The following is a 22,156-nucleotide window of genomic DNA, read 5'->3' on the forward strand; positions in this document are numbered from 1 at the left end:
TGCCGTGTGCTGTGTGTCGCTGCCTGGTTCCCGTGATGCAGCTGGGGCCATACTGGTGGAGTGACGGACACCGATCGGCAGATGGACCGGCGATTGGAACGAGCCATCCTCGAGCTGCTGGAGCGTCGGGGCCCGGCCGCGACGATCTGCCCTTCCGACGCCGCGCGGGCCGTGTACGAAGGAGACGACGACGGCTGGCGCGCGTTCATGGAAGCGGCCCGCCGCGCGGCCCGGAGGCTGGTCGCGGCCGGCGAAGTGGAAATCACCCAGGCCGGCCACCCCGTCGAGCCGGCGACCGCCCGCGGCCCGATTCGTATCCGCCGCGCCCGCTGAAAATCCGTCCCCTCTGCTCGGCGAGGAGGGGCAGACCCACATAACGGAAGCGAAAGCGCCGGCCCGTGCCGCCTGTGGCGGGCAGGACCGTTTCGCGCACTTGGCGATGAGGGATGTACAGACGTTCCGTGGTGTCGACCGTCACCATGGGGCGCAGCCGCAGGTGGGCGGCCAGATATTCGGCGTCGTCGAAGCCGTGTTTCTTCGCGTATTCGTGGGCCGCCCAGAACGAGGCCAGGGCGACACGCGCCAACACGAGCGCGAACGCCAGCCGTTCCCGTGCCACCGGGTAGTCGGCGCCGGCGAGTCCGAAGACAGCACCCGGCTGTACAGGAGCAGCACGAGGCCTCCGCCCAGCAGCAGGGGCGTGTCCATCCGGTCTGTGTCGTCATGGCCGCCGCGGAACGGGCGGGCTTAGGAGTGAGGCCCTCGACAGCCTTCGAGGAAGAATCTGCCGATGTCATCGTGGGCCAGAACCGCCGTACGGGTAGCTTTCCACCGTTCCGACCGCGTGACGGATGCGGCACTGCACGTTGGCCTCGGCTGTCGTGAGCGTGTTCGCGCGACCGTTGAGGCGATATTGCCCGGCCCAGCAGAGACCGGCGCCTCCTGGGCGCTGCCTCGTGCCCTCTGGAGCAAGGCCCCAGACCCGCCTGCGGGGCGCCCGTTTCTGCCGCCTGCTGTCGATCGCAAACCGCACAGCCGGTAAAGCCTTGGCCTCTATGGAGTGAATCGCGCCAGAATCCCGTGACCCCTGCCCGGAACCCTCCATACGTTGGCCCCTCTTCGCTCATCACCACAACTGGGGGGCCGGTGCGCAACCACCGACTCGTAATGACCGCTGCCCTCGTGGCAGCCGGTCTCGGCATCATCCCGGGCACCGCGCAGGCGGTGGAGCCCGTACCCGTCGCGGCCGGCATGGCCGAGGCGATAGCCGAGGCATCCACGTCCGAGGGCTTCCACAGCCCGGCCGACCGCACGATCCGTACCGCCCTGCCCGCCGCCGCGGCCGCGGCCGAGGGGAACGACAGGACGAACGCCAAGACCGCCGCACCACAGACCGCACAGACCCCACAGACCGCGCAGGCCGCACTGGACGCGGGCGCCAACCCGGCTCTCGCGGTGGACGTCAGCGGCACCAGCTACACGGCGCACGGGATCGAGCTGACCGCCCTGATCACGAGCGCCGACTTCGCGCTCGACGTCGTCATCGACTGGGGCGACGGCAAGACCGACACCGTCACCGCCCAGGGCAACGCCGAGCTGCACCACTCGCACACGTACGACAAGTCCGGCGAGTACCAGGTGAAGGTGACGGTGACCGACACCGCCAACGCCGTGCAGGCCGCCAACGGAGGTGCCTTCCTCACCCCCGGCTCCGACTTCACCCCGCACACTCCGACCCGGCTCCTCGACACCCGCAACGGCACCGGCGCGCCCGCGGGCCAGGTCGCCGGGCTGGGCTCCGCCCGGGTGAAGGTGGCCGGCAACGCCGCCGTCCCGGCGGGCGTCACCGCGGTCGCCCTCAACGTCACGGTCACGGAGACCGTCGACAGCGGCTACGTGACTGCGTGGCCCGGCGCGGGCTACGACCGCCCGGGGACCTCGAACCTGAACTACACGGCCGGCCGGTCCGCCCCGAACCTGGTGATCGTGCCGGTCGGTGAGGACGGGTACGTGGAGCTCTACAACGGCGGCCCCCAGGCGGTCGACCTGATCGCCGACGTCACCGGCTACTTCACGCGGGCCTCGGCCGGCGGATACACCGCGATGACGCCCGCCCGGTTCGTGGACACCCGTGAGGGTATCGGCGCATCCCGGGGCAAGCTCGCCGCGCGCAGTGCGTTCGGGACCCGGATCAGCGGCCTGCACGCGGTGCCCCAGGGCATCACGGCCGTGGCTCTGAACGTCACGGTGACCGAACCCGAGGGGCCGGGCCACCTGACCGCCTTCTCCGGCGACGGACCGGTTCCGACGGCGTCGAACCTGAACTTCGAGCCCGGTCAGACGGTGGCCAACGCGGTGATCGTGCCGGTGGCCGCGGACGGGACGATCAAGGTCTTCAACGGGTCCTGGCTGCCGGCTCACGTGGTGGTCGACGTCGTCGGCTACTACAGCAAGGACAGCAAGGCCGCCTTCCTGCCCTTCACCCCGTTCCGGACGCTTGACACCCGCGAGGAGGCCTACGGCTGGCCCGGCGGCAGGTTCCGGGCCCGGGAGTACATCACGCACGGGTTCACGCCGGAGCCCGCGACGGGTGTCGAGGCCTACGTGCTGAACGCCACCGTCACCGAGACCGGCGGCACCGGATTCCTCTCGGTGGCGCCGAGCCCCTACCCGCTGCCGACGGAGGGTGGGGCCGCCGCGCCCCCCGGGCCACGCCCCGGCTCCTCCACCCTGAACTGGACGGCCGGCGCGACCGTCCCGAACCTGGTGCAGGCGAGCGACGGCGACCATGGCGTCATCACCTTCTGGAACCAGGGCCATCAGGACGCCGACCTGGTACTCGACGTCTTCGGCGTCTACCAGTCGAAGTGATACCCGGGGGAGGGGCGTGCACGGGCGGCTCGCCCCTCCCGCACGGGCACCGGCGCCTGAACACCGTGCCCGGGCATGACTGATCTGTCGGGTGCGGCCGCACCCCTGCGCGTCGCCTTCGAGGTCGATTACCTCACCGTCGAACACGCGGAAATCTATTTCGGCCGGAGTAGACATTGGGCGGTGGCGTGGCTATGGTTTCTCTCGTAGCACAGAGAGACCGCAGGGCCTGGCAGAGACGAACTGCCGGGCAGCAGTACCCGCAGTACCCGCAGTTGCAGTACCCAGGACGGTGCGGTGGCGGAGTTTCGAAGCCAGAGCGTTTGCAGGACGGCGACGGGACTGGCGACCGGACCGGGTGGCCCGCAGTGATCAGGGGCCGCCGCAAGCAGTACCGCAGTACGCAGTAGAGCAGTACCAGCAGTACGCAGTACCCGTTTGGCAAGTAGTTGATCACCGAGGGAAGAACGGAGGAGCGAGCGCCATCAGGATCGCCCGGGCGGATGTCTGAGTCCGGGTACCGCAGGACATCGATAGCGAGGTGGTCTCCGGTCAAGCAACCGCGATCCCCGCACCCCCGACCGCGTATCAGTCGGGCATGCGGAAACAAAAGGCCGGCGCAGTACCAGGGTCGGCAGATGGTGTAGCAGTTCCTTCGGGGCCCTGGTGCCATACGGCACCAGGGCCCCTCCACGTGTTCCACAGAGAGGTGCAAATGACAGCAGACGACTCGTTCGACCGTCTTGACGACGACGATTACCCCGCCTACACGATGGGCCGGGCCGCCGAGATGCTCGGCACCACCCAGGGTTTCCTGCGGGCCATAGGCGAGGCCCGCCTGATCACGCCGCTCCGCTCCGCGGGCGGTCACCGCCGTTACTCCCGCTACCAGCTGCGCATCGCCGCCCGGGCCAGGGAGCTCGTCGACCAGGGCACCCCCATCGAGGCGGCCTGCCGGATCGTCATCCTCGAAGACCAGCTTGAGGAAGCCCAGCGCATCAACGCCGAATACCGCCGCGCCGCCGGATCGGCGAACCCGACGACCGCGCACTGAGACGCCTGAGACCTGCAACTCCGCCAGGAGCTTCGCGGGTGTCAGAGCAAGCCGAGGTATGCCTTGGTGGGCCGGGCCTCGGTCAGCACGATCGCTGCGGCCGAGAGCACGAAGGCCGTGATGAAGCCCGCAAGCTGGTTCTGCGCCCCGCTGGTGGAGAAGTCCGCTTGAGCGACCATGGACCCGATCGCGACACCGGACAGGCTCGCCGGCACCACCAGGAGCTGGCTCAGCCGAGGGCCTGCCTCGGGCTCACCCGACAGCAGCCTGGCCCCGTTGCGCATCAGGGCGACACCGAACGGTATGACGAACGCACTGAGGAAGACCAACCACCCCACCTCGCCGAATGAGCTCAGCCCCCAGACCATCCCGGCCACTCCGGCGCACCCCACCACCAGCCCGTACGCGATACCGAGTGCCCCCGCGGCTGTAGCGGTGCCGGGGCGTCGCCGCGCAGGAGGACGGGAAGGGCCGTTGCGTCGCGGGGTGACGGGCGGATGTGACATGAAACAACCTCCTGTAGACGACCGGTATGTGATGTTCTTGGACCCGACGCCCTGGCACCGTCAGGTCCGTCTCGCGGCCTCCAGTGCGGTCGGCGTGCACTCCGGGGAGAGCACCGGACCCCCGCCCCAGCCCCAGCCCCCGCCCCCGAGGTCGCCGTCGACGGCGCCCTTTGGCCAGGGCGCGCAGGCGTTCAACGGCGCCACGCGGCCACCACGGTGAGCAGAATGATGGCTCCGGCCGCCAGCAGGCATCCATGACGCATGCCCGGGCCGCGCCTTCGGGTCTCGACCTGGCCTGCCGGTGAGGTGCCGGGGTGCTTGCGGGCGTAGTGCTCGATCTGCCGGCGCAGTCCCTCGGACGCGTCGACCCAGGGCGTCTTGAAGTTGCACTCTCCGCACCAGAAGCGGTTGGCCACGTCGGCTCCTTGCTTTGACGTCCGTAGGGGGGACCCACTCCGACGGTGACCTTGGTCATGATGGCTGTACAGGTCAGACACCCGGCCATTCGTGACCGGCGGCCACGGGTAGGCTCACCGCCGTTCACACTGGTGGATCAGGGGAGATGCTGGATGACAGAGGACCTCGGCACGTTGTTACGCAAGCTGCGCGATGAAGCGAACCTGACGCAGGAGCAGGTGGCCGAACGGTCCGGGGTCAGCGTGCGCACCATTCGCCGACTGGAGAGCGGCAGATCCACCAACCACCGGATGGGGACGGTGAATCTGCTCGCGGACGCGCTCGGCCTGGAAGAAGAAGACCGTCTGCGTCTGGCGGCTGCGCTCACCGGCTCATCCACGGCAACCCACGACGCCGGTACTGACCGCCCCGGCCCCGGTCCCGGACTACCGCCGGCACCCGCACCCGCACCCGCACCCGCCCCCACCCCGTCCGCCCCCACGACGCCACTCGGCCCGGGCCCCCTCGCCCCGGGCCCACCCGCCCGGTCGCCCGTCCCCGACACGCTCGCCGACGCCGCGCAAGAGCTGGCGACGGAGGTCCGGCGCCGCTGGCGCCGCGAGGAGGCGCAACGCCGCGTCCACGACCCGTTCCCCCTGCCCGTCCGGTGGAAGCCGGCGCCCGCCGTTCTGACCGACCGAGCGGAGAACATCCAGCGCCTCGGGCCCGGTGAGACTCCGCGTGAGGTGGATCTGGGCGGCGACCTGCGGACCATGGCCGAGGTCTACCTCAGGATCCCTTCCGGACGACTGGTGATCCTCGGCCGGGCCGGCTCGGGCAAATCCATCCTCACGATCAGGCTCGTCCTGGACCTACTGGGCCTCCTGGACCCCCTGGACACCCCGGCCCCGCACCGCCGCGTGCCGGTCATCTTCAGCATCGGCTCCTGGGACCCGTCGACCACCGCCCTGCGGGACTGGCTGATCGGCCGACTGCTGCGCGACCACCCCCATCTGGCCCGCCGCAGCTCCGGCGGGGCGACTCTGGCCGCCGTCCTGGTCGACGCCGACCTCATCCTGCCGGTCCTCGACGGGTTCGACGAGATCGCCGAAGGCCTACGGCGCGACGCCTTGGACGCGCTCAACGCGACCTCCACTCCGCTCGTCCTCACCAGTCGGCGCGACGAGTACGCCGAAGCGGTCCGGGCGGCGCACGCGCCGCTCGTCTGGGCGGGAGGCATCGAGCTCACCGACCTCACCCTCGAGGACCTCGCCGACTACCTGCCCCGCACCACCCGCACCGTCCCGTCCGACCCGAGCGCTGCCTGCAACACAGGCGCGCCCGGCTCGACATGGGACGCGGTCCTCACCGAACTGCGCACACGCAAGGGCCCGGCTCACGCGAACCTCGCCGCAGTACTGACCACCCCGCTCATGGTCATCCTCGCCCGCACCCTGTACAGCGAGACGCCCGGCCGGGAACCCGCCGAGCTCCTGGACGCCACCCGGTTCCCCTCAGTGAAAAGCCTGGAGGAACACCTGCTGGCGGGTTTTGTGCCTGCGGTCTACCGACGCCGCGCCCCGGAACGGGATGCGGCCGGCCGGCAGCCCGGGGCCCCGTACGCGGACCCCGCGCGGGCCGAACGACGGCTCGGCTACCTCGCCCATCACCTGGTCCGCCTCGACCGCGAGCGCCATGACCTCGCGTGGTGGCAGCTCGGCGATTCGCTGTCACGCTCGACGCGAACCATGGCCTTCGTTCTGGCCACCGCCATGAGCATCACTCTGACCGGCTGGCTGATCGGCCTCCTGCTCACGCCGCTCTCCATCGGTGAACTCCTCCTGCAGGGCAGCCTCATGGGACCCGCCGCAGGCCTCGCCTTCGGAGCCGTCTACGCGATGGTGGACAGGTCCGGCGGCGGAGCGGCTTTTGAACCGGCCCGCATCCGGCTGACACTGCGCGCCGCGCACGGGAGTCTCAGCCGCCGGCCCCTGCGCACCTTCACCGTTCGGTTCGGACAAGGTCTGATCGGCGGCACCGTCATGGGCATCGGATGCGCCTGCGCTCTCACCCTCGGACGTGCGCTGGCCGCGGGGACCTCCCTCACCGACCCGCGCATCGTCGAAGGCACCCTGATCAACATGCTGGTCCTCGGGCTGATCTTCGGGTCGGCCGCCGGTCTCGTCTTCGGGTTCATGGCGGCACTCGAAGTGCCCGTGGACGTCACCGCGGCGGCCACCCCGATCAGTCTGCTGTCCTCGAACCGTACGACGGCCGGCCGGCAATTCCTCATTCTGGCTCCGGCGTTCACCCTGGCCATCGCCTTCGGCGGGTACCTGATCGTGCACCTGCTCCAGGGCACGATGGGACCGCTCAACTGGGGAGTCCAGGACAGCCTGTACATCGGCACGGTCGGCGGCCTGGGCGGCGGGGCCTGCTATGTGCTCGCCTTCACGGCTTGGGGGCAGTGGATCGTGCTGGCACGTGTCTGGCTGCCCCTGACCGGGCGACTCCCCTGGGACCCCGCCGCGTTTCTGGACGATGCCTACCGACGAGGCGTGCTGCGCCAGACCGGAGCCGTGTACCAGTTCCGCCACGTCCGGCTGCAGCACCATCTCGGACGCACGTTCCGCGGTCGGCACCGGGACTTCGCACCGGCCACGTTCCCACCCCCTTCGACCAGCACCCCGTGACCACGAGAACATGACGGCGGGTGACCTCGGCACCCCGGGACCGGCACGGATCGCGGCCCCCGCGGGCCGCCCGAACGCCGGTCACGAATGGCCGGTGGCATGGCCTGTTGGCTGGGCGGTTCGGGACACCAACATCGGGATGTCCGGCTTCGCGGCAGCTCACCACGCCGCGAGCCTCCTCGACGAAGGGTTCCCGATGACATCCCTGCGCCTCACCTCGCTCGGCGCGGCACTCGCGCTCACCGCCTTGACGGGCGGCGCCGGCGCCGCCCAGTCCGCACACGCCGCACCGCCGGCCGCCGCGCCGGCGCTTATGGCCCCCTCCTCGGTTTCCGCCGCCGTTCCCGCCTTCAGCGACGGCTACGGTCTGTCCCTGATCCCCGAAGAGACGCAGGTACACAGCCCCACCGACTTCACCCTCACCGTCACCACCCGGCAGCTCTCCGGCAAGCACAAGATCCGCATCCTCCTCCCCGCCTCCTATGACACCGCCCCCGGCCGCCACTGGCCGGTCACGTACTTCCTGCACGGCGGTGGCGGCAACGTGAACGATGTCGCGGCCGCGCCGGCGCTGCACTCGGACTCGATGATCACCGTGGTGCCGGACGGGGGAATGAAGGGCTGGTACGCCGACTGGCTGATGCAGAACACCGCCGAAGGGAAGGCGAACTGGGAGACCTTCCACCTCACCCAGGTCGTCCCGTTCATCGACGCCAACCTCCGTACACGCGCCGACCGCGCCCATCGCGCCGTCGTCGGACTGTCCATGGGCGGCTACGGCTCCCTGCACTACGCCCAGGCCCGGCCCGACCTGTTCGGCCACGTGGCCGCCCTGTCGGGGGGCATCGACTTCGGCATGTGGGAGGTCCGCGGAGCCGTCCTGGCCACCGAGCTCAACCTCGCGGGCGCCTGGTGCGCGGCGAGCAGCTCGTCAGGCTCAGGTTCCGGCTCCGGCAACTGCCCGGGTCACGGCCCCTATGTGGACAGCGACGCGATCTTCGGCTCTCCGTACCCGGTCTTCAACGCCGACCGCGTGTGGAAGGCGGTCGATCCGGCCGCGCCGGTCAACCTCGCCAAACTCTCCCGTACCGGCATCACGCTCTACACCGGCAACAACGACCTCATCGACGTCCACACCGCTGCGGCGTCCCACACCGTCAAGACCCGTCTGGACCAGTTGGGTATTCCCAGCCGTCTCGTCAACTACGGCAACGGCGGGTCGCTGGCCCCGAGCTGCAACGGCGGCCACAACTACGGGTGCTGGGCCCCCGCCTTCGCCGACTATGTCCCGCGCCTCGAAGCCGCCTTCGCCGCGGCGGGCTGACCGGCCGGCAGAGCACCGGATCCGTAGTCTCGAACGGGAGAATGCAGTGAATCGATACGCGGGACCTCTGGTCGCGGGCATCCTCGGCGCGCTCATCATATTCGGCGGGTATGCCATCGAGTGGAACATCGGCGCCGACAAGTGTGACGGCGCGATGATGCAGGAGGGGGACCGCTGCATCGATCTGAACTCCGACGCGTCCTACGACTACGACGACATCACCGAGCGGAAGGCCGAAGAGCAGCACATCGGAGGACTGGTGGGCCTGGGACTCGGCGGCATGCTCGTCATCGGCGCTCTCGTGTCCGCCACCTCCGCCGCCCGCGACTCCGTGCAACGCCGGGCCGACGCCGCCGCTGCGGCGAGCGCGTGGCCCGAGCCGGAGAATCCCGGGGTTCAGGAAATGCACACTTCGTTCGCTTCCGGTGCCAGTGTCACCCTGTTCACGCACGCTCTGCGGTACGTCGACGAGAACCGTGTCGAGCGCTGGGCGAGTTGGACAGAGATCGACTCCTTGCGTACCAACAACTTCAGTCCGTCGGCAGGGCGAGTCCATTGCATCGTTCACGTCTCTGCCCGGGGCGGTGAAGCGTTCTCCATCTCGGGCTATGCGGACAACCAGAATTTTGTGCAGTCAATAAGACAGTCCATTACGCAGGCGAAAATGCAGCCCCCAGCCGCCCTGGAAGTTGCAGGCCGAGTGTGGACCCGTACGCACAGGGGACAGCGCACATGAGCCACGACCCGCAGCCGACTCCGACGAGGAAGGCGGGCCTGATCGTCACCGGAGTGATCGTCGCTCTCGCGGTGATCGCGGGCGGCGCGTACTTGGTGCTCGGCGCCGACGGTGACAGCGTGAGAAACCGTGAAATCACCGACAGCACCAAGGGCTACCAGCTTGTCGCCCCGGTCTCGGTCGACGCCTACAGGAAGTCCAGCCCGGGCAGCACGCCCGGCGAGCTGAACGCCGAGCAGAAGAAGGCGGCCGAGGGCCTGGGCGTGACCAACGCCCGGGCGGCCTCCGGCATTTACAACGCAGCGAGCACCGACACCAGCGACCCGGCGAAGGTGGGCGGCAGACGACTGAGCTTCGACGGCCTGTACGGCGAAATCGCCGACCCCGCCACAGCGCTCGACAACTACCTCGCCCACGTCGGCAAGAAGGGCCTCAAGGGCGACGGGAAGGCACGCGGGCTCGAAATACAGCGCGTCGGAAGCGCCAGGATCGTGAAGCCCGCCGGTTTCGAGGGCGCGCTGATGAAATGCCAGGACATGAAAGTCACCAGCGACAAGGGTGCTGGGGCCCCGAAGAGCGGTGCCACGGACTTCCAGTTCCCGGTCTGCGCCTGGTCGGACTACGCCACCCTCGGTGGCGCCCACGTCATCGACTTGGCGCAGCCGATGACCGGCGGCAAGGGCGCCTCGCAGGAGGAGGTCGCCGCGCTCACCGTCAAGCTCTACCAGACGGCCCGCCGCAAGGGCTGAGATGCAGGGGGGAAAGGAGCCCGGCCGAAGCGATCGGCCGGGCTCCTTTCGGCTGTGGCCGGCTTCCTTCGCGGCGTCCGGCTCGAACGGGACGGAGCCGGCCTCGTCCACGACGATGCGGTGGGATCCGGGCGCAGCGGGTGAGTTCGTCGGCGAGTGTGCGGCCCCGACGGGTCCGACCAGATCACCCGAGTGAAAGCCCTGCGGGTCACAGCACCAGGTCCGATCGCGGTGCTCGGAAACGCGTGGCGGCTGCTGCCGAGCCTCCGTGTACGCTGATCATTCTTTATTCCGATCGCGTTCAAAAACAGAAAAACGGGGGGGCCGGTGCGCAATCACCGAGTCGCAATCTCCGCTGCCTTCGTCGCAGCAGGTCTCACTTTCGTCCCGGGCACGGCTTCGGCGACCGCGGGGCCCGGGGCCAGGCCCGTCGCACCGAACCCGGCCGCGGATCAGACGCCGTCGGCCGGTACGCACGACGGTCCTGCCGGCCACACTGTTCCGGTCCGTGCCGACCTGCCCGTTGGCAAGGACGAGGACAAGGCCGACTCGGTGCAGGGCAGCTCCGCCGCGGGTAACCCGAATCTCGCGCTCCAGATCAGCGGTTCCACCCGCACCGCGCTCGGATACGAGATCAAGTCCGAGATCACGAGCGCGGACGTCGCTCTCGACGTCGTCGTCGACTGGGGCGACGGCACGACGGACAAGCAGACCACCAAGGGCTCCGGGGACGTGCGGAACAAGCACATCTACTCCGAGGTCGGCGAGTATCGGATCAAGGTGACGGTGACCGACGCCGCCAACGGCGTCCAGGCCGTCAAGGAGCTCACACACACCACCCTGGGCGCCGAGTTCACTCCGCACGCCCCGACCCGGCTGCTGGACACCCGTGACGGTACGGGCACGAAGGCGGGCAAGGTCGCGGGTCGCGGCACCACCCGAGTGAAGGTGGCCGGCGTCGCCGGTATTCCCGCTGACGTCGCGATGGTCGCCCTCAATGTGACCGTCACCAACACCACTGCCGGCGGTCACGTCACGGTGTGGGACGGCGACGACACCGGGGTCCCCCAGACGTCGAACCTCAACTACGACGCCGGTCAGTCCGTCCCCAACATGGTCATCGTGCCGGTGGGATCCGACGGCGCGGTGGACCTGTTCAACGGCGGCTGGAGCTCCGTCGACCTGATCGCCGACGTCACCGGCTACTTCACCCATTCGCCTGCGAGCGGCTACACCACGATGGACCCGACCCGTTTCGTCGACACCAGGGACGGCCTCGGTACCACCCGGGGCCGGCTCACCGGGCGCAAGACGTTCTCCACCGGGATCAGCGGTCTCAAGGGCATCCCCCAGGGCATCACCGCCGTGGCGCTGAATGTGACCGTCACCAACCCCGGGGAAGCGGGCCACCTGTCCGTCTTTCCCGGCGGCGGCCCGATCCCGACCGCGTCCAGCTTGAACTTCACCGCTGGCCAGACGGTTGCCAACTCGGTGATCGTGCCCGTCGGCGCCGACGGCACGATCAGCTTCTTCAACGGATCCTGGGCCCCAGCCGACGTAGTCGTCGACGTCGTCGGCTACTACAGCAAGGACAGCAAGGCCGCCTACTGCCTGCTCGGTTGGGACCGGATCATCGACACCCGTCAGAGCTGGTGGCGCGACGGCAAGCTGCCGGCCCGCGGCTACTTCTCGAAGTCGTTCGAGCGCGCGGGCGTCGAGGCGTACGTCATGAACGCCACCGTGACCAACACACCGGAGGCCGGGTTCTTGTCCGTGGCCCCGAGCCCGTTCCCGCGACAGAACGACGACCCCGGCGCCCCGGTACCGCCGCGCCCCGGTTCCTCCACCCTGAACTGGGCGGCGGGCCAGAGCACCTCGAACCTCGTACAGGCCAGCGACGGTGACCACGCCGTCATCAACTTTTGGAACCAGGGTTGGAAGGACGTCGACCTGATCGTCGATGTCTTCGGCGTCTACGAGACGAACTGATACACCGGGTCCGGGCGGGCAGGTGTGCGGTCCGAAGCCTGCCCGCCCCGCACCCGGGTGGCCCACGCCGGTGGGGCGGTAGCCGTAGTGCCACGTGCGGCAGACACCCCCTCGTCGCTGCTGCCTGAACAACCCGTCGAACCTCCGCGGTCACCGCATCTAAAACGGGCTCTGTCCTATACGGAAGCCATGATTCCGATAGGACTTCTCGGGACAGGCCTGCGCTCGTGAGAAGTGCCACCCCCCGTGCCCTCACAAGGAGTGATCCTCATGAAGCCTCCCGCCATCGCCCCGTGCCTGGGTGTGTCCGACACCCAGGCGACCGTCGACTTCTACGAGAAGCTCGGCTTCACCGCCCTGCCCGCCGGCAACGACCCGGACGACGACCTGCGCCTCCTGCTCTTCGACGGCGAGTTCGCCCTGATGGTCTACCGCGACGAGCACCTGCGCAGCTGGCTGCCCGTTCTCAAGAACACCCCGGTCGGCGCGTTCGGCATGTTCTACCTGGCCGTCGACGACTTCGACTCCTACGTCGAGCGCATCCGGCCCTTGGTCACCATCCAGAAGGACGTGATGGAGCACCACGGCGACAAGCTTTTCTACTTCACCGACCCCGACGGCTACGTCATCGGAGTCAACCAGAAGCAGACCCGTTGATCACCATGACGAAGAACATCGACCGTCTGCGGCGGGCATGATCGTCTCCTCGCTCTCTGCCGTGGGGCCCGCCCACCAGCCGGGCGGCAAGCACGGGACGGCGTTGCTCGACCCCTCCGGCCGGCCCATCTGCATCAGCGCCGCCGACCCCGAGCACTGACGTCATTCCTCATGCCTACCGGACATGCGAGAACGTCTGCTCAGCAGTGGGCACGCCCCGTTCGCAACTGGACGCGTCACTCCTCCCTCCACTCCTCTCTCCCTCCACCAAGGGCCGAAAGCTCCATGAGCGGAGCCACGAAAAGGGCAACGGGGCAGCGGCGGCGTGGTCTCCGTGCGCGCGGTATCCGCACAGGGCGCGTGTCCGGCAGGCCTGGCGGGTGTTCTCCTGCGAGGATCGTTCGGCTGGAGTCGGGCGGATCCGCTGCGAAGCGACTGCCCTGGCGGCTCCGCCCCGCATGCCCTCGGTCGGCGCCCCCGCCGGCCGGGGCCCGCCCCGGCCAGCCCACCCCCCCCGGCTGGCCGGGGCTCTTTCGTCGGACATTTCGCATGCTGCGAATGCGGTGGGGTAAAGCCGCGGAGCGGGGCGCGGGCCAGCGTGGCGGGACAGCGCGGGTCGGCCGGCTGTGTGCCACCCGCGTCGCGGCGCGGCCACCGGGAACGCCAAAGCGGTTGTGCCCGACCGGGTACGGATCGGGAGAACGCAGTGGGAGACGTGATCGGGCCGATGCTGCCTTCCGCTGTAGGCATTGCGATCAGTCCGATGCCGCTGATCGCCGTCATCCTGACCGGCGACCCCGCGTGGCCGTGCCAACGGTCTCGCGTTCTGGGCTCCAAGTACATCGGGGACGCACTGTCCGGCCTGTCCGGCTGACCTCCCGAGCTCCTGTTGTTCAAGCGCTCGGCGCCGGCCAGGTCGTAGGTGTCGCGCGTCGCCGACGCGCTGCCCTCGTACGTCCGCTCCACGCGGTACCACACGCCATCCCGACCCCCTCCCACGTGCTCCACCCGCCGGAGCGCTGTCCGACCCGGACCGTACCCTGACCGTCGTACGCCCCCTTCAGGAGGTACGCCCCATGGATTCCATGACCGCCCGCTTCATCGCGTCCGCCACGGCGCCGCCGCCCGACGCGCTCGCGGTGCTGTACGAGGCCTTCCCGGAGCGGTGGCCCCAAGGCGAGCGCGAAAGCCCGCGCCATGGCGGCACCCGGTGATCCGGGCTTCGCGAGGGCCCCTCAACGCGGACGATCCGATGAGCTTGCACACCTCGAACAGGTCCGTGAAGCGGAGGAGCACGCCATGAGCGGAGCGTCCGAAGAAGCGCGCAGCTACCGGCTGCTGCGCGGCGAGCGTGTCGCGCTGGAGATCCGCGGAGAGCCGGGGCTCCTGGTGAGCACCTCCGCCCCGCCGCCCCTGCCGGGACATCCCCCGGTGACGCATCCGTTCGCGACCGCCGGCTTCCGGCTGGCCGAAGCCGAAGGGGAGCTCGGTGCGCTGCTGCGCGAGTCGTGCGACCTCGACGCCTTCCTCGAGGCCGCCGAACGTGCGGGCTACCGCATCGAAGCGATCGAACCGGCAAGCACCCGGGTGCGCCGCCCGCCGCCGGAGGCAGCGGCCGCCGAGGGCGCGGCCGCTGTCACCGGTGGTACCGATCGGCTCGTCGCGGTGGGGCGCAGCCTGTTCGCCACGTTCACCACCGATCCGGTCCTGAACGTCGTGGAACTGCCGGACGGACTCGGCGTCTGCCTCGTCCACGCCGTGCGCGGCGGCGGCAAGATCTACGTGGCACCCGACGAGTCGGCGTTGTTCGTCGGCTCTGCCGTCGATTTCGACACCGGGCTCGACGCGTTCCGCGACGGCGTGCGCAACCCCGCTACATCGTCCACTCCCTAGCCCCCCTGCTGTTCAGGGGCGGCGGTCACGGATCGTGCCGATCGCCTCCAGGGTGCGTAAGGCTGCGCCCTTGAGCTGGGGCCGCTCTCTGACGAAGCGGCGGACAGCACGTGACGGCTCGCGGCTGAGCCAGTGGACGGCCGCCCCGGGCCTTGGCCGCAGGAGGGCGCCTTCGTGAACCATGAGCTCTCGTGTTTTGAGGGAATCCTTGTAGGCGGCGTCACCCCTGCCGAGGTCGAGCATTTCGATGCCCACGCCGGCGGCCGCCTCGATCATGCGGAGATGGAGAACGAGACCGGGGGAGAACTTGGCGAAGTTCCGGTCGTACGCGGGGAACCAGCACGACAGGACGGTGCGGGAACGCAGTCCGAAGTGCGCGGCGAGAGGCCTGTCACCCGCGTAGAGCACCGAGAGCACGCCGGAGCAGGCTGGTGTGGTGGTGTCGGCGAGAATGCGCACCAGGTGGTTGATCCAGGTCTGGGCGAACCGGTCGCGTCGGCCTGTTCGGCGGTACTGAGCGGATTTCCACGCCATCAGCGTCCGCAAGGCCTCCGGGTTTCGTTCGTCGAATACGAATTTCAGCGGTCCGACCTGCCGTGCCAGGCGACGATCCTGTGCCAGCGTCGACTTCAGGAACTTGCGGGAGCGAGTGCGGAGCAGGTTTTCGTAGGGGGCGTAGCCGCCGGGGACCTCGATGACGGGTGAGGTGAATCGCCCCGTTGCGAAGGGGAGGAACAGATCCTGTCCGCTTTCGAGATGGTTGAACTCCCAGACGCTCAGGGAACTGGCCCGCAGCAGCTCGTACGGATCCAGGTGCAGGTCAGGATGCAGGACAGCGCCTTGGCAGTCGGAGACCCCAAGGCCGATCGCGCGGCCACGGCCCCACCGGCCGCGCTCGAAGGGGAAGAAGCCGACCGGCTCGCCGTCTTGGCGCACCACCGCGACCCTGGCACCGGGCCGGACACGGCCGACCGCCTGGCAGAACTCGGGGCTCATGAAGGGATTGGCCACGGGTGCCGTCCTGGCGCGCAGTTCGCCCCACCGTTCTACGTCTGTCGGGCGCATGTCGACAGGATGGATCACGTCGATGCGTTGGGTGGTCACATGGGCTCCTGCTGCTCGGATCACTTACGGGGCCGTGACCGGTCTGCCACCACACGAGTGCTGGGTCACGGCCAGGCCGAGGACAACGGGCGCGCAGGCATGGCCCCGGCGTCGTCAGCGAGCCGGGAGGGGTTTCCCGTTTCCCCTCAGCCGCACCTGCTTGCCGGCGAAGCGGGGTCGGGATGCGTGGGCGCCTATGGCCTCACGACTGCCGACGCGTCCGGCAGCCACGGGCGACGACACCGAGGCGGGCCCCGGCGCACCACCGCGTCGGCCAGAAGGGCTTCATGAGGGGATGCGCCCTTCCGGCTGCTTCGAGGACCGGCGGACGGCCGTCGGTCCTGCGTATCGGCGGGAGCGATCCAGGGGACGAACAGAGCGCGAAGGCCTACGGCCAAGGAGCCCAGCTCCTCCTGCACCGCGCTCACAATCCACGAGCAGGCGGTGTCGGCGGCGTGAAGAGCCCAGCCGACAACGAGAGTCAGGGTCAGGTAGGACATGCCCCACGGACCGTCGTGGGAAGAGGCCGACGCGGACTCAGGGGCATCACCGAGGTGGGTGAACCACCAGCAGGTGACGGCCTGGGCGACGGCCATGGCACTCAGGTCGATGCTCAGCGATCCCGGCTTTCCGGCTCGAGGCAAGCCTGCGGCGAACAGTCCCAGTGCGGCCATCAGACATGAGTTCGGCGACGGAGTGCCGGCGAAGACCAGTTGGTGTCCTGCGGCCGCCAGCACCGTCGCCATGACGGCGAAGGCGGCAGCTCGCGTCACTCCTCTTACAGACGCCGTGGCGAAAGGAGGAAGGAGAGGTGAGGGGAAGAGGAAGGAGCAGGCGGTCATGACAGTACCCATCCTCGGCGAGAGAGTACGTGCGGCGCCGTGGAATGCGACGGCTGGTGTATTCGAACCTTCGGCCTATGCAGCCTCCTCACGAGTCCCCCGCGTGCAGGCGGCGGAACAGAACCGGGGAGGAACGAATGTCGGATCCGGCTGCGGCTGCGGCGGTGGTGGTTCTCCCGATACGCCGATGGCCGGCACTCCCGATCGGGGGTGCCGGCCGTCGCAGCTCGGGCTGGGCTCAGACTTCGGGAGAGTGGGTCGTGCCGACGAGTTCCTCGAGCAGGTCTTCCATGGTGACGAAGCCGATGACGGTGGAATCGGCGTGCGTCACGGCGGCGAGGTGGGTGCCGGCTGCGCGCATGGCGGTCATGGTGTCATCCAGCGGGGTGTCGTGGGTGACCTGGATGACGGGGCGCATCGCGGCGCGCGGGAACGGCCTCGTGCGGTCCGAGGCGGCCAGAGCGTCCTTGATGTGGAGGTAGCCGAGGATCTCCTGGCTGGATCCGGTTCCGCTTCCGGTTCCGGGTCCGGTGACGGGCAGGCGGGAGAAGCCGCGGTCCGCGGCTACGCGCTCCAGGGTTCGGGGGGTGATGTCGTGTCCGACGGTCGCCACCTGGCCGAGGGGGACCATCACCTCCCCGACGGGGCGCGTGCCGAGCTGGAGCGCGTCTCTGAGTCGTTCACCGCCCTCGGGCGCAAGGAAGCCTGCGGCGCTTGAGTCCTTCACGAGCCGGGCGAGTTCGTCGTCGGTGAAGACGGAGCCGACCTCGTCCTTCGGTTCCACCTTGAGCAGACGCAGCAGGGTGTTGGCGAGGGCGTTGATGCCGAACACGACGGGGCGCAGCGCCCGGGTGACGGCGACCAGCGGCGGCGCGAGCAGCAGCGCGGTCGGGGCGGGGGCGGCGAGCGCGATGTTCTTGGGCACCATCTCGCCGATGAGCATGTGCAGGTACGTCGCCAGGGTCAGGGCGATGAGGAACGCGATCGGGTGGATCAGCGCCTCGGGCACGCCGACCGCGTGGAACGCGGGTTCCAGCATGTGCGCGACGGCGGGTTCCGCGACCGCGCCGAGGACGAGCGAGGAGACGGTGATGCCGAGCTGGGCGGTGGCCATCATGGCGGAGAGGTGTTCCAGGGCCCACAGGGTGGTCTTCGCCCGCCGGTCGCCCTTGTCGGCGGCGGGTTCGATCTGGCTGCGGCGTACGGAGATCAGGGCGAACTCGGCGGCGACGAAGAAGGCGTTGGTGATCAGGGTGAAGGCGCCGATCAGCAGCTGGATGGCGGTCATAGGGTCCGCTCCCTGGAGACGGTGTTCTCGACGGCGGCGGGCGCGGTGATGGTCACACGGTCGGCGCGGTGGTGCTCTATGTCGAGCACGGCGAGCTCCCAGCCGTCCACGAGGACGGTGTCCCCTTCGACGGGAATGCGCTCCAGGCGGGTGGCGATCAGGCCGGCGAGCGTCTCGTACGGGCCTTCGGGCACGTCGAATCCGATCTCCTCCAGCTGGTCGACGCGGACGCTTCCATCAGCCTCCCAGACGGTGCGGCCGTCCAGCCCGGGGCCTTCGACGAGGTCGGGGACCTCGATCGGGTCGTGCTCGTCGCGGACCTCGCCGACGACCTCTTCGACGATGTCCTCGACGGTGGCCACGCCGGCGGTGCCGCCGTACTCATCGATGACCACGGCCATGGTGCGGGCCGCGCGCAGGCGGACCAGCAGGATGTCGACGGGCAGGGAGTGCGGCACCAGCAGGGCGGAGGTCATCAGATCGGCCACCGAGACCAGCAGGCGCCTCTCCTCGTCCAAGGCCAGGACGTCGCGGATGTGGACGGTGCCGACGACCTCGTCGAGGGTGTCGCGGAAGACGGGGAAGCGGGACAGGCCGGTCGCCAGGGTCATGTTCGCGGCGTCTGCCGCAGTGGCGCGGAGCTCCAGCGCCTGGACGTCGACCCGCGGCGTCATGACGTTCTCCGCGGTCAGCTCCGCCAGGTGCAGGGTCCGCACGAACAGTTCCGCGGAATCGGCCTCGATCGCGCCCTCGCGGGCGGAGTGCCGGGCCAGCGCGACCAGTTCCTCGGGGGTGCGGGCGGAGGCCAGCTCCTCGGCGGGTTCCAGGCCGAAGCGGCGCACGAGGCGGTTCGCGGTGTTGTTCAGGTGCCGGATCAGAGGTCCGAAGGCGGCGGTGAACGCACGCTGGGGGCCGGCGACGACCTTCGCGACGGCCAGCGGGCGGGAGATCGCCCAGTTCTTCGGCACCAGCTCGCCGACGACCATCAGCACCACGGTCGAGATCGCGACGCCGAGCAAGGTGGCGATGCTGGATACCGCGCCGGAGGGCAAACCTGCAGCCTCCAGGGGTCCTCGCAGCAGCGCGGAGACGGACGGCTCGGCGAGCATGCCGATCACGAGCGACGTCACGGTGATGCCGAGCTGGGCACCGGACAGCTGGAAGGTGAGCCGCTTGGCGGCCTTCAGGGCGCCTTCGGCGCCACGCTCACCTGCGGCAGTGGCACGCTCGAGCTCACTGCGCTCGACGGTGGTGAGCGAGAACTCGGCCGCGACGAACACCGCACACGCCAAGGTCAACGCCAGGGCGAGGAGCAGCAGCAGGACTTCGGTCACCGTGCCACCCCCGCTCCCGGCTCGAAGATCTGCGGGCAAGGCGTGGCACGGCATGGACTGGGAGGTTCACCCATTGCGGGTCTGCTGCTCCATTCCCTCTCGGCGGGCCTCGCGGCCCGGACTGCTGCTTGTAACGGACAGTATCGGTGCTCTGATGGTAAAGGATAAGTAAATTACCCGGTTGTCCGTGCCTTCGAAGGGGGCCTGCCGGAATTTCCGGTGGGCCCCCTTCGCTGTGGATTGACCCCGGCCAGGCAGCGCCGGCGTATCGGGCCCCGGACGGTGCCGCCGTGCAGCCGTCAAGCTCGAGTCGGCCTCACCGAAGGGCACCGGCCGGGTCGGCCACTTCTCCCTCTGCCCGGGACGCGGCGCGCGAGCCGGGCCCGAAGCCCCTGACGATCAGCCACCCGGCCAGCCCGAGCTCCCAGGCGAACACCGGGAGCGCGGCGGCCGCCCCCGCCGCGGAGAGCTGCGCGTAGGCCCCGAACATCACGGCGACGGCAGAGGCGCAGATCAGCGGCCCGCCGACCAGTCCGAGGACGGCGATGAAGCGCGGCACGAGCCGTGCGCGGTACGCCACGTAGGCAAGCAGGACGGTGTTCAGGCCGAGGGCGATGTTGGGTCCGAGCAGGAACGCCCACTCGTGCACGGCCGCCAGCGCGACGTCGGCGCCATCCGCCGCCCCCGCGTCCCGCCGCAGGGTGATGAGCGCCAGGACGGCGACCATCCCGATGGCGATGACGGCTGCTTCCAGCAGCCGGCCGAAGGCGTACCCGAGCGCGATCCCCTCTCCGTGGCGCCGCAGGACGGGGAACAGTGCCGCACCGGTACCGGTCACCGCCACCACCAGCACCACTTCGCAGAGCACCCCGAGCAGCGCCCGGGTGTCGGCGCCCTGCGCGAGCCGGCCGTCCGCCGCGCCGAGCAGGGGGCGGTACAGAACTGCTCCGGCTATCGCGGCAACCTCGGTCAGCAGGAACAGCGACCCGGCGGCCACCGCGGTTCTTCGGTCCGGACTCATCTTCTGGGTACCCCTCGCTTGATGGTGGTGTACGCCGTACACCTGACAGCGATCATAGGTGTACGTCGTACACTCGTCAAGGAGAGGGCAAGCTGTTCGAGGAGGGAAGGGGCCGACCGGAATGACCCGGCAGGAAGCCAAGGAAGCCAAGGAAGCCAAGGAAGCCAAGGAAGCCAAGGAAGCCAAGGAAGCCACGCACACGCACCGGATCCCTCTGAACAGGGAGCGCGTCCTGCGTGCCGCCGTCGCGCTCGCCGACGCCACCGGCATCGACGCGCTCAGCATGCGCAGGCTCGCGCAGGAGCTGGACGTCGTGCCGATGGCCCTCTACAAGCACGTGGCCAACAAGGAAGAGCTGCTCGACGGCATGGCCGACGCCGTCGTGGGCGAGATCGACCCGCCGGCCGCGGGCTCCGCCTGGCAGCGCGTGGTCCGCGGGCGGATCCTCTCGGCCCGGCGGGTCCTGCTGCGCCACCCCTGGGCGGCCCGGGTCATCGAGTCGCGGACCGGCCCCACCCCGGCCGTGCTGGCGTACCTGGACTCGATGGCCGGCAGCTTCCGGGAGGGCGGCCTCTCCGCCGACCTCACGCATCACGTCATGCACGCGATGGGCAGCCGCCTGCTCGGATTCAGCCAGGAACTGTTCGACACCTCGGGCCCCTCCGGCCCGCCGGACCCCGGGCTGGCGGCGCGCTACCCGCACATCGCGGAACTGGCCGCGACGGCCGCACATGACGGGGGTTCCACGGTCGGTGGCGGCTGCGACGACCAGTTCGAGTTCGAATTCGCCCTGGACCTCCTCCTGGACGGCTTCGAAGGCCTCCGCCGCCGGGGCTGGACGTCGGCGCGGAAGGTGTAGCGGGGGCCGGGGGCGGGGGGCCGGGGGCTGACGAGCGTCAGGTCCAGGACGGCTGCATGCGGGCAGCGAGCACGCTGCCCGTCACGCCTGCCCGGCGTCCGCTCCGGTTGCCTGGACGGCCGCTGCGGCGTCCTGTGTCAGGGCGCCGGCGCGGGCGGCGGCGAGCGTGATCCGCACGGCCTGGTCGGCGGTGCCCTCCTCGACCGGATCGGCACTGACCAGCAAGCGGAAGTAGACCGGCGCGGCCAGCGTTTTGAACAGCTCGACCGGATCCGTCCCCGCCGGGAGTTCGCCCCGCTCGATGGCGCGGGCGACGACGGGTTCGGCCCGCCGGAACCGGTCGGCGAAGACCCGCCGCCGCGCCTCGGCGATCTCCGGCAGCCGACCGGCATCGGAGAACATCGCGGTCTGAACCGCCCTGCCCACCGGGCCCGTCATGCTCTGCACGAGCGCCCGCGCGATCGCTTGCAGGTCGGTCTCGACGGCGCCGGTGTCCGGAATGGGGATGTCGGTGGCGAAGTGCTCGGCGAGCGCGTCGACGACCAGGCTCGCGCGATCCTTCCAACGCCGGTAGAGCGTCGTCTTGTGCACTCCGGCCCGCTGAGCCACGCCCTCGATGGTCAGCTCCGCATATCCGCGGTCCAGCAACTCGGCGAGGGTGGCGGCGCGTACCGCCTCCTGTGCCTTGCGGCCGCGCCCGACCGGGCGGGCGGGTCCGGAGGAACCCATCTCCATTGCAACTCCTAGTTGCGTTAGCGGCCTGTCGCGTGTCAGGCTCCAGCGTATCGCAACTAGAAGTTGCATTGAGAGGGTGCGTGCTCAGCTGTCGTGGACGCCCTC

22 protein-coding genes are annotated in these 22,156 nt (G+C 69.7%); 15 read left to right on the forward strand and 7 right to left on the reverse strand.

Features of this window, described 5'->3' with window-relative positions:
* Positions 1-60 precede the first annotated feature (60 nt).
* From ACWGIF_RS00380 to ACWGIF_RS00395, 4 genes are all read left to right on the forward strand, one after another.
* On the forward strand, positions 61-333 hold the full coding sequence (locus ACWGIF_RS00380) for a DUF3253 domain-containing protein (protein WP_453488678.1): 273 nt from the start codon (positions 61-63) through the stop codon (positions 331-333).
* Positions 334-1,167: 834 nt separating this feature from the next.
* Positions 1,168-2,871, forward strand: coding sequence for a PKD domain-containing protein (locus ACWGIF_RS00385; protein WP_453488681.1), 1,704 nt, complete (start codon positions 1,168-1,170; stop codon positions 2,869-2,871).
* A 75-nt stretch (positions 2,872-2,946) separates the two neighbouring features.
* Complete coding sequence (locus ACWGIF_RS00390; protein WP_453488684.1) at positions 2,947-3,081, forward strand: hypothetical protein; 135 nt, start codon at positions 2,947-2,949, stop codon at positions 3,079-3,081.
* A gap of 505 nt (positions 3,082-3,586) precedes the next feature.
* Entirely contained in the window at positions 3,587-3,925 is a 339-nt protein-coding gene (locus ACWGIF_RS00395) for a MerR family transcriptional regulator (RefSeq protein WP_453488687.1), read from the forward strand.
* A 41-nt stretch (positions 3,926-3,966) separates the two neighbouring features.
* Here the strand turns inward: ACWGIF_RS00395 and ACWGIF_RS00400 are convergent, their stop codons facing one another.
* Together ACWGIF_RS00400 and ACWGIF_RS00405 are read right to left on the reverse strand one after the other, a co-directional pair.
* Positions 3,967-4,431, reverse strand: a complete 465-nt coding sequence (locus ACWGIF_RS00400) for a hypothetical protein (RefSeq protein WP_453488690.1) — start codon at positions 4,429-4,431, stop codon at positions 3,967-3,969.
* Positions 4,432-4,622: 191 nt separating this feature from the next.
* Entirely contained in the window at positions 4,623-4,847 is a 225-nt protein-coding gene (locus tag ACWGIF_RS00405) for a hypothetical protein (protein ID WP_453488692.1), read from the reverse strand.
* A gap of 153 nt (positions 4,848-5,000) precedes the next feature.
* Here ACWGIF_RS00405 and ACWGIF_RS00410 point away from each other — a divergent pair, with 153 nt between their 5' ends.
* The 10 genes from ACWGIF_RS00410 (at position 5,001) to ACWGIF_RS00455 (ending at position 14,868) form a co-directional block, all read left to right on the forward strand.
* Positions 5,001-7,520 (forward strand): helix-turn-helix domain-containing protein, encoded by a 2,520-nt coding sequence (locus ACWGIF_RS00410; protein ID WP_453488695.1) that lies wholly within the window; start codon positions 5,001-5,003, stop codon positions 7,518-7,520.
* A 196-nt stretch (positions 7,521-7,716) separates the two neighbouring features.
* Positions 7,717-8,844 (forward strand): alpha/beta hydrolase, encoded by a 1,128-nt coding sequence (locus ACWGIF_RS00415; RefSeq protein WP_453488697.1) that lies wholly within the window; start codon positions 7,717-7,719, stop codon positions 8,842-8,844.
* Between the two features lie 46 nt (positions 8,845-8,890).
* Positions 8,891-9,580, forward strand: a complete 690-nt coding sequence (locus ACWGIF_RS00420; RefSeq protein ID WP_453488700.1) for a hypothetical protein — start codon at positions 8,891-8,893, stop codon at positions 9,578-9,580.
* Complete coding sequence (locus ACWGIF_RS00425) at positions 9,577-10,329, forward strand: hypothetical protein (RefSeq protein WP_453488703.1); 753 nt, start codon at positions 9,577-9,579, stop codon at positions 10,327-10,329. Before ACWGIF_RS00420 ends, ACWGIF_RS00425 begins: the two co-directional genes overlap by 4 nt.
* 327 nt (positions 10,330-10,656) lie before the next feature.
* Positions 10,657-12,318, forward strand: a complete 1,662-nt coding sequence (locus ACWGIF_RS00430) for a PKD domain-containing protein (RefSeq protein ID WP_453488706.1) — start codon at positions 10,657-10,659, stop codon at positions 12,316-12,318.
* Positions 12,319-12,588: 270 nt separating this feature from the next.
* Positions 12,589-12,975, forward strand: coding sequence for a VOC family protein (locus ACWGIF_RS00435; protein ID WP_453488709.1), 387 nt, complete (start codon positions 12,589-12,591; stop codon positions 12,973-12,975).
* 37 nt (positions 12,976-13,012) lie between these two features.
* Complete coding sequence (locus tag ACWGIF_RS00440; RefSeq protein WP_453488712.1) at positions 13,013-13,135, forward strand: hypothetical protein; 123 nt, start codon at positions 13,013-13,015, stop codon at positions 13,133-13,135.
* A 546-nt stretch (positions 13,136-13,681) separates the two neighbouring features.
* Positions 13,682-13,849, forward strand: coding sequence for a hypothetical protein (locus tag ACWGIF_RS00445; RefSeq protein ID WP_453488714.1), 168 nt, complete (start codon positions 13,682-13,684; stop codon positions 13,847-13,849).
* A gap of 202 nt (positions 13,850-14,051) precedes the next feature.
* Complete coding sequence (locus ACWGIF_RS00450; RefSeq protein ID WP_453488717.1) at positions 14,052-14,189, forward strand: hypothetical protein; 138 nt, start codon at positions 14,052-14,054, stop codon at positions 14,187-14,189.
* 85 nt (positions 14,190-14,274) lie between these two features.
* Positions 14,275-14,868 carry a hypothetical protein gene (locus ACWGIF_RS00455; protein WP_453488720.1) on the forward strand — a complete coding sequence of 198 codons (594 nt, stop codon included), beginning with the start codon at positions 14,275-14,277 and terminating at the stop codon, positions 14,866-14,868.
* Positions 14,869-14,880: 12 nt separating this feature from the next.
* On the opposite strand, the gene ACWGIF_RS00460 is transcribed toward ACWGIF_RS00455, so the two are convergent.
* The 4 genes from ACWGIF_RS00460 to ACWGIF_RS00475 all read right to left on the reverse strand — a co-directional run bounded on the left by ACWGIF_RS00460 (position 14,881) and on the right by ACWGIF_RS00475 (position 20,457).
* Positions 14,881-15,972 carry a GNAT family N-acetyltransferase gene (locus ACWGIF_RS00460; protein ID WP_453488723.1) on the reverse strand — a complete coding sequence of 364 codons (1,092 nt, stop codon included), beginning with the start codon at positions 15,970-15,972 and terminating at the stop codon, positions 14,881-14,883.
* Between the two features lie 1,080 nt (positions 15,973-17,052).
* Positions 17,053-18,102, reverse strand: a complete 1,050-nt coding sequence (locus ACWGIF_RS00465) for a hemolysin family protein (protein ID WP_453488725.1) — start codon at positions 18,100-18,102, stop codon at positions 17,053-17,055.
* Positions 18,099-19,436 carry a hemolysin family protein gene (locus tag ACWGIF_RS00470; protein ID WP_453488728.1) on the reverse strand — a complete coding sequence of 446 codons (1,338 nt, stop codon included), beginning with the start codon at positions 19,434-19,436 and terminating at the stop codon, positions 18,099-18,101. The genes ACWGIF_RS00465 and ACWGIF_RS00470 overlap by 4 nt, the downstream gene beginning before the upstream one ends.
* Positions 19,437-19,752: 316 nt before the next feature.
* A complete protein-coding gene (locus ACWGIF_RS00475) occupies positions 19,753-20,457 on the reverse strand; it encodes a DUF4386 domain-containing protein (protein WP_453488731.1) in 705 nt (234 codons plus the stop codon).
* A 121-nt stretch (positions 20,458-20,578) separates the two neighbouring features.
* Here ACWGIF_RS00475 and ACWGIF_RS00480 point away from each other — a divergent pair, with 121 nt between their 5' ends.
* Entirely contained in the window at positions 20,579-21,316 is a 738-nt protein-coding gene (locus tag ACWGIF_RS00480; RefSeq protein ID WP_453488734.1) for a TetR/AcrR family transcriptional regulator C-terminal domain-containing protein, read from the forward strand.
* A gap of 81 nt (positions 21,317-21,397) precedes the next feature.
* Here ACWGIF_RS00480 and ACWGIF_RS00485 read toward each other — a convergent pair whose 3' ends face one another.
* Positions 21,398-22,051, reverse strand: coding sequence for a TetR/AcrR family transcriptional regulator (locus ACWGIF_RS00485; RefSeq protein WP_453488737.1), 654 nt, complete (start codon positions 22,049-22,051; stop codon positions 21,398-21,400).
* Positions 22,052-22,156 lie beyond the last annotated feature (105 nt).

The sequence above is a fragment of the Streptomyces sp. NPDC054849 genome, from assembly GCF_053610945.1.

Coding starts and splice junctions, on each gene's coding strand:
- ACWGIF_RS00385 (WP_453488681.1), top strand. CDS start 1,168: ATGACCGCTGCCCTCGTGGCAGCCGGTCTCGGCATCATCCCGGGCACC.
- ACWGIF_RS00390 (WP_453488684.1), top strand. CDS start 2,947: ATGACTGATCTGTCGGGTGCGGCCGCACCCCTGCGCGTCGCCTTCGAG.
- ACWGIF_RS00395 (WP_453488687.1), top strand. CDS start 3,587: ATGACAGCAGACGACTCGTTCGACCGTCTTGACGACGACGATTACCCC.
- ACWGIF_RS00400 (WP_453488690.1), bottom strand. CDS start 4,431: ATGTCACATCCGCCCGTCACCCCGCGACGCAACGGCCCTTCCCGTCCT.
- ACWGIF_RS00410 (WP_453488695.1), top strand. CDS start 5,001: ATGACAGAGGACCTCGGCACGTTGTTACGCAAGCTGCGCGATGAAGCG.
- ACWGIF_RS00415 (WP_453488697.1), top strand. CDS start 7,717: ATGACATCCCTGCGCCTCACCTCGCTCGGCGCGGCACTCGCGCTCACC.
- ACWGIF_RS00425 (WP_453488703.1), top strand. CDS start 9,577: ATGAGCCACGACCCGCAGCCGACTCCGACGAGGAAGGCGGGCCTGATC.
- ACWGIF_RS00435 (WP_453488709.1), top strand. CDS start 12,589: ATGAAGCCTCCCGCCATCGCCCCGTGCCTGGGTGTGTCCGACACCCAG.
- ACWGIF_RS00440 (WP_453488712.1), top strand. CDS start 13,013: ATGATCGTCTCCTCGCTCTCTGCCGTGGGGCCCGCCCACCAGCCGGGC.
- ACWGIF_RS00450 (WP_453488717.1), top strand. CDS start 14,052: ATGGATTCCATGACCGCCCGCTTCATCGCGTCCGCCACGGCGCCGCCG.
- ACWGIF_RS00455 (WP_453488720.1), top strand. CDS start 14,275: ATGAGCGGAGCGTCCGAAGAAGCGCGCAGCTACCGGCTGCTGCGCGGC.
- ACWGIF_RS00465 (WP_453488725.1), bottom strand. CDS start 18,102: ATGACCGCCATCCAGCTGCTGATCGGCGCCTTCACCCTGATCACCAAC.
- ACWGIF_RS00475 (WP_453488731.1), bottom strand. CDS start 20,457: ATGAGTCCGGACCGAAGAACCGCGGTGGCCGCCGGGTCGCTGTTCCTG.
- ACWGIF_RS00480 (WP_453488734.1), top strand. CDS start 20,579: ATGACCCGGCAGGAAGCCAAGGAAGCCAAGGAAGCCAAGGAAGCCAAG.
- ACWGIF_RS00485 (WP_453488737.1), bottom strand. CDS start 22,051: ATGGAGATGGGTTCCTCCGGACCCGCCCGCCCGGTCGGGCGCGGCCGC.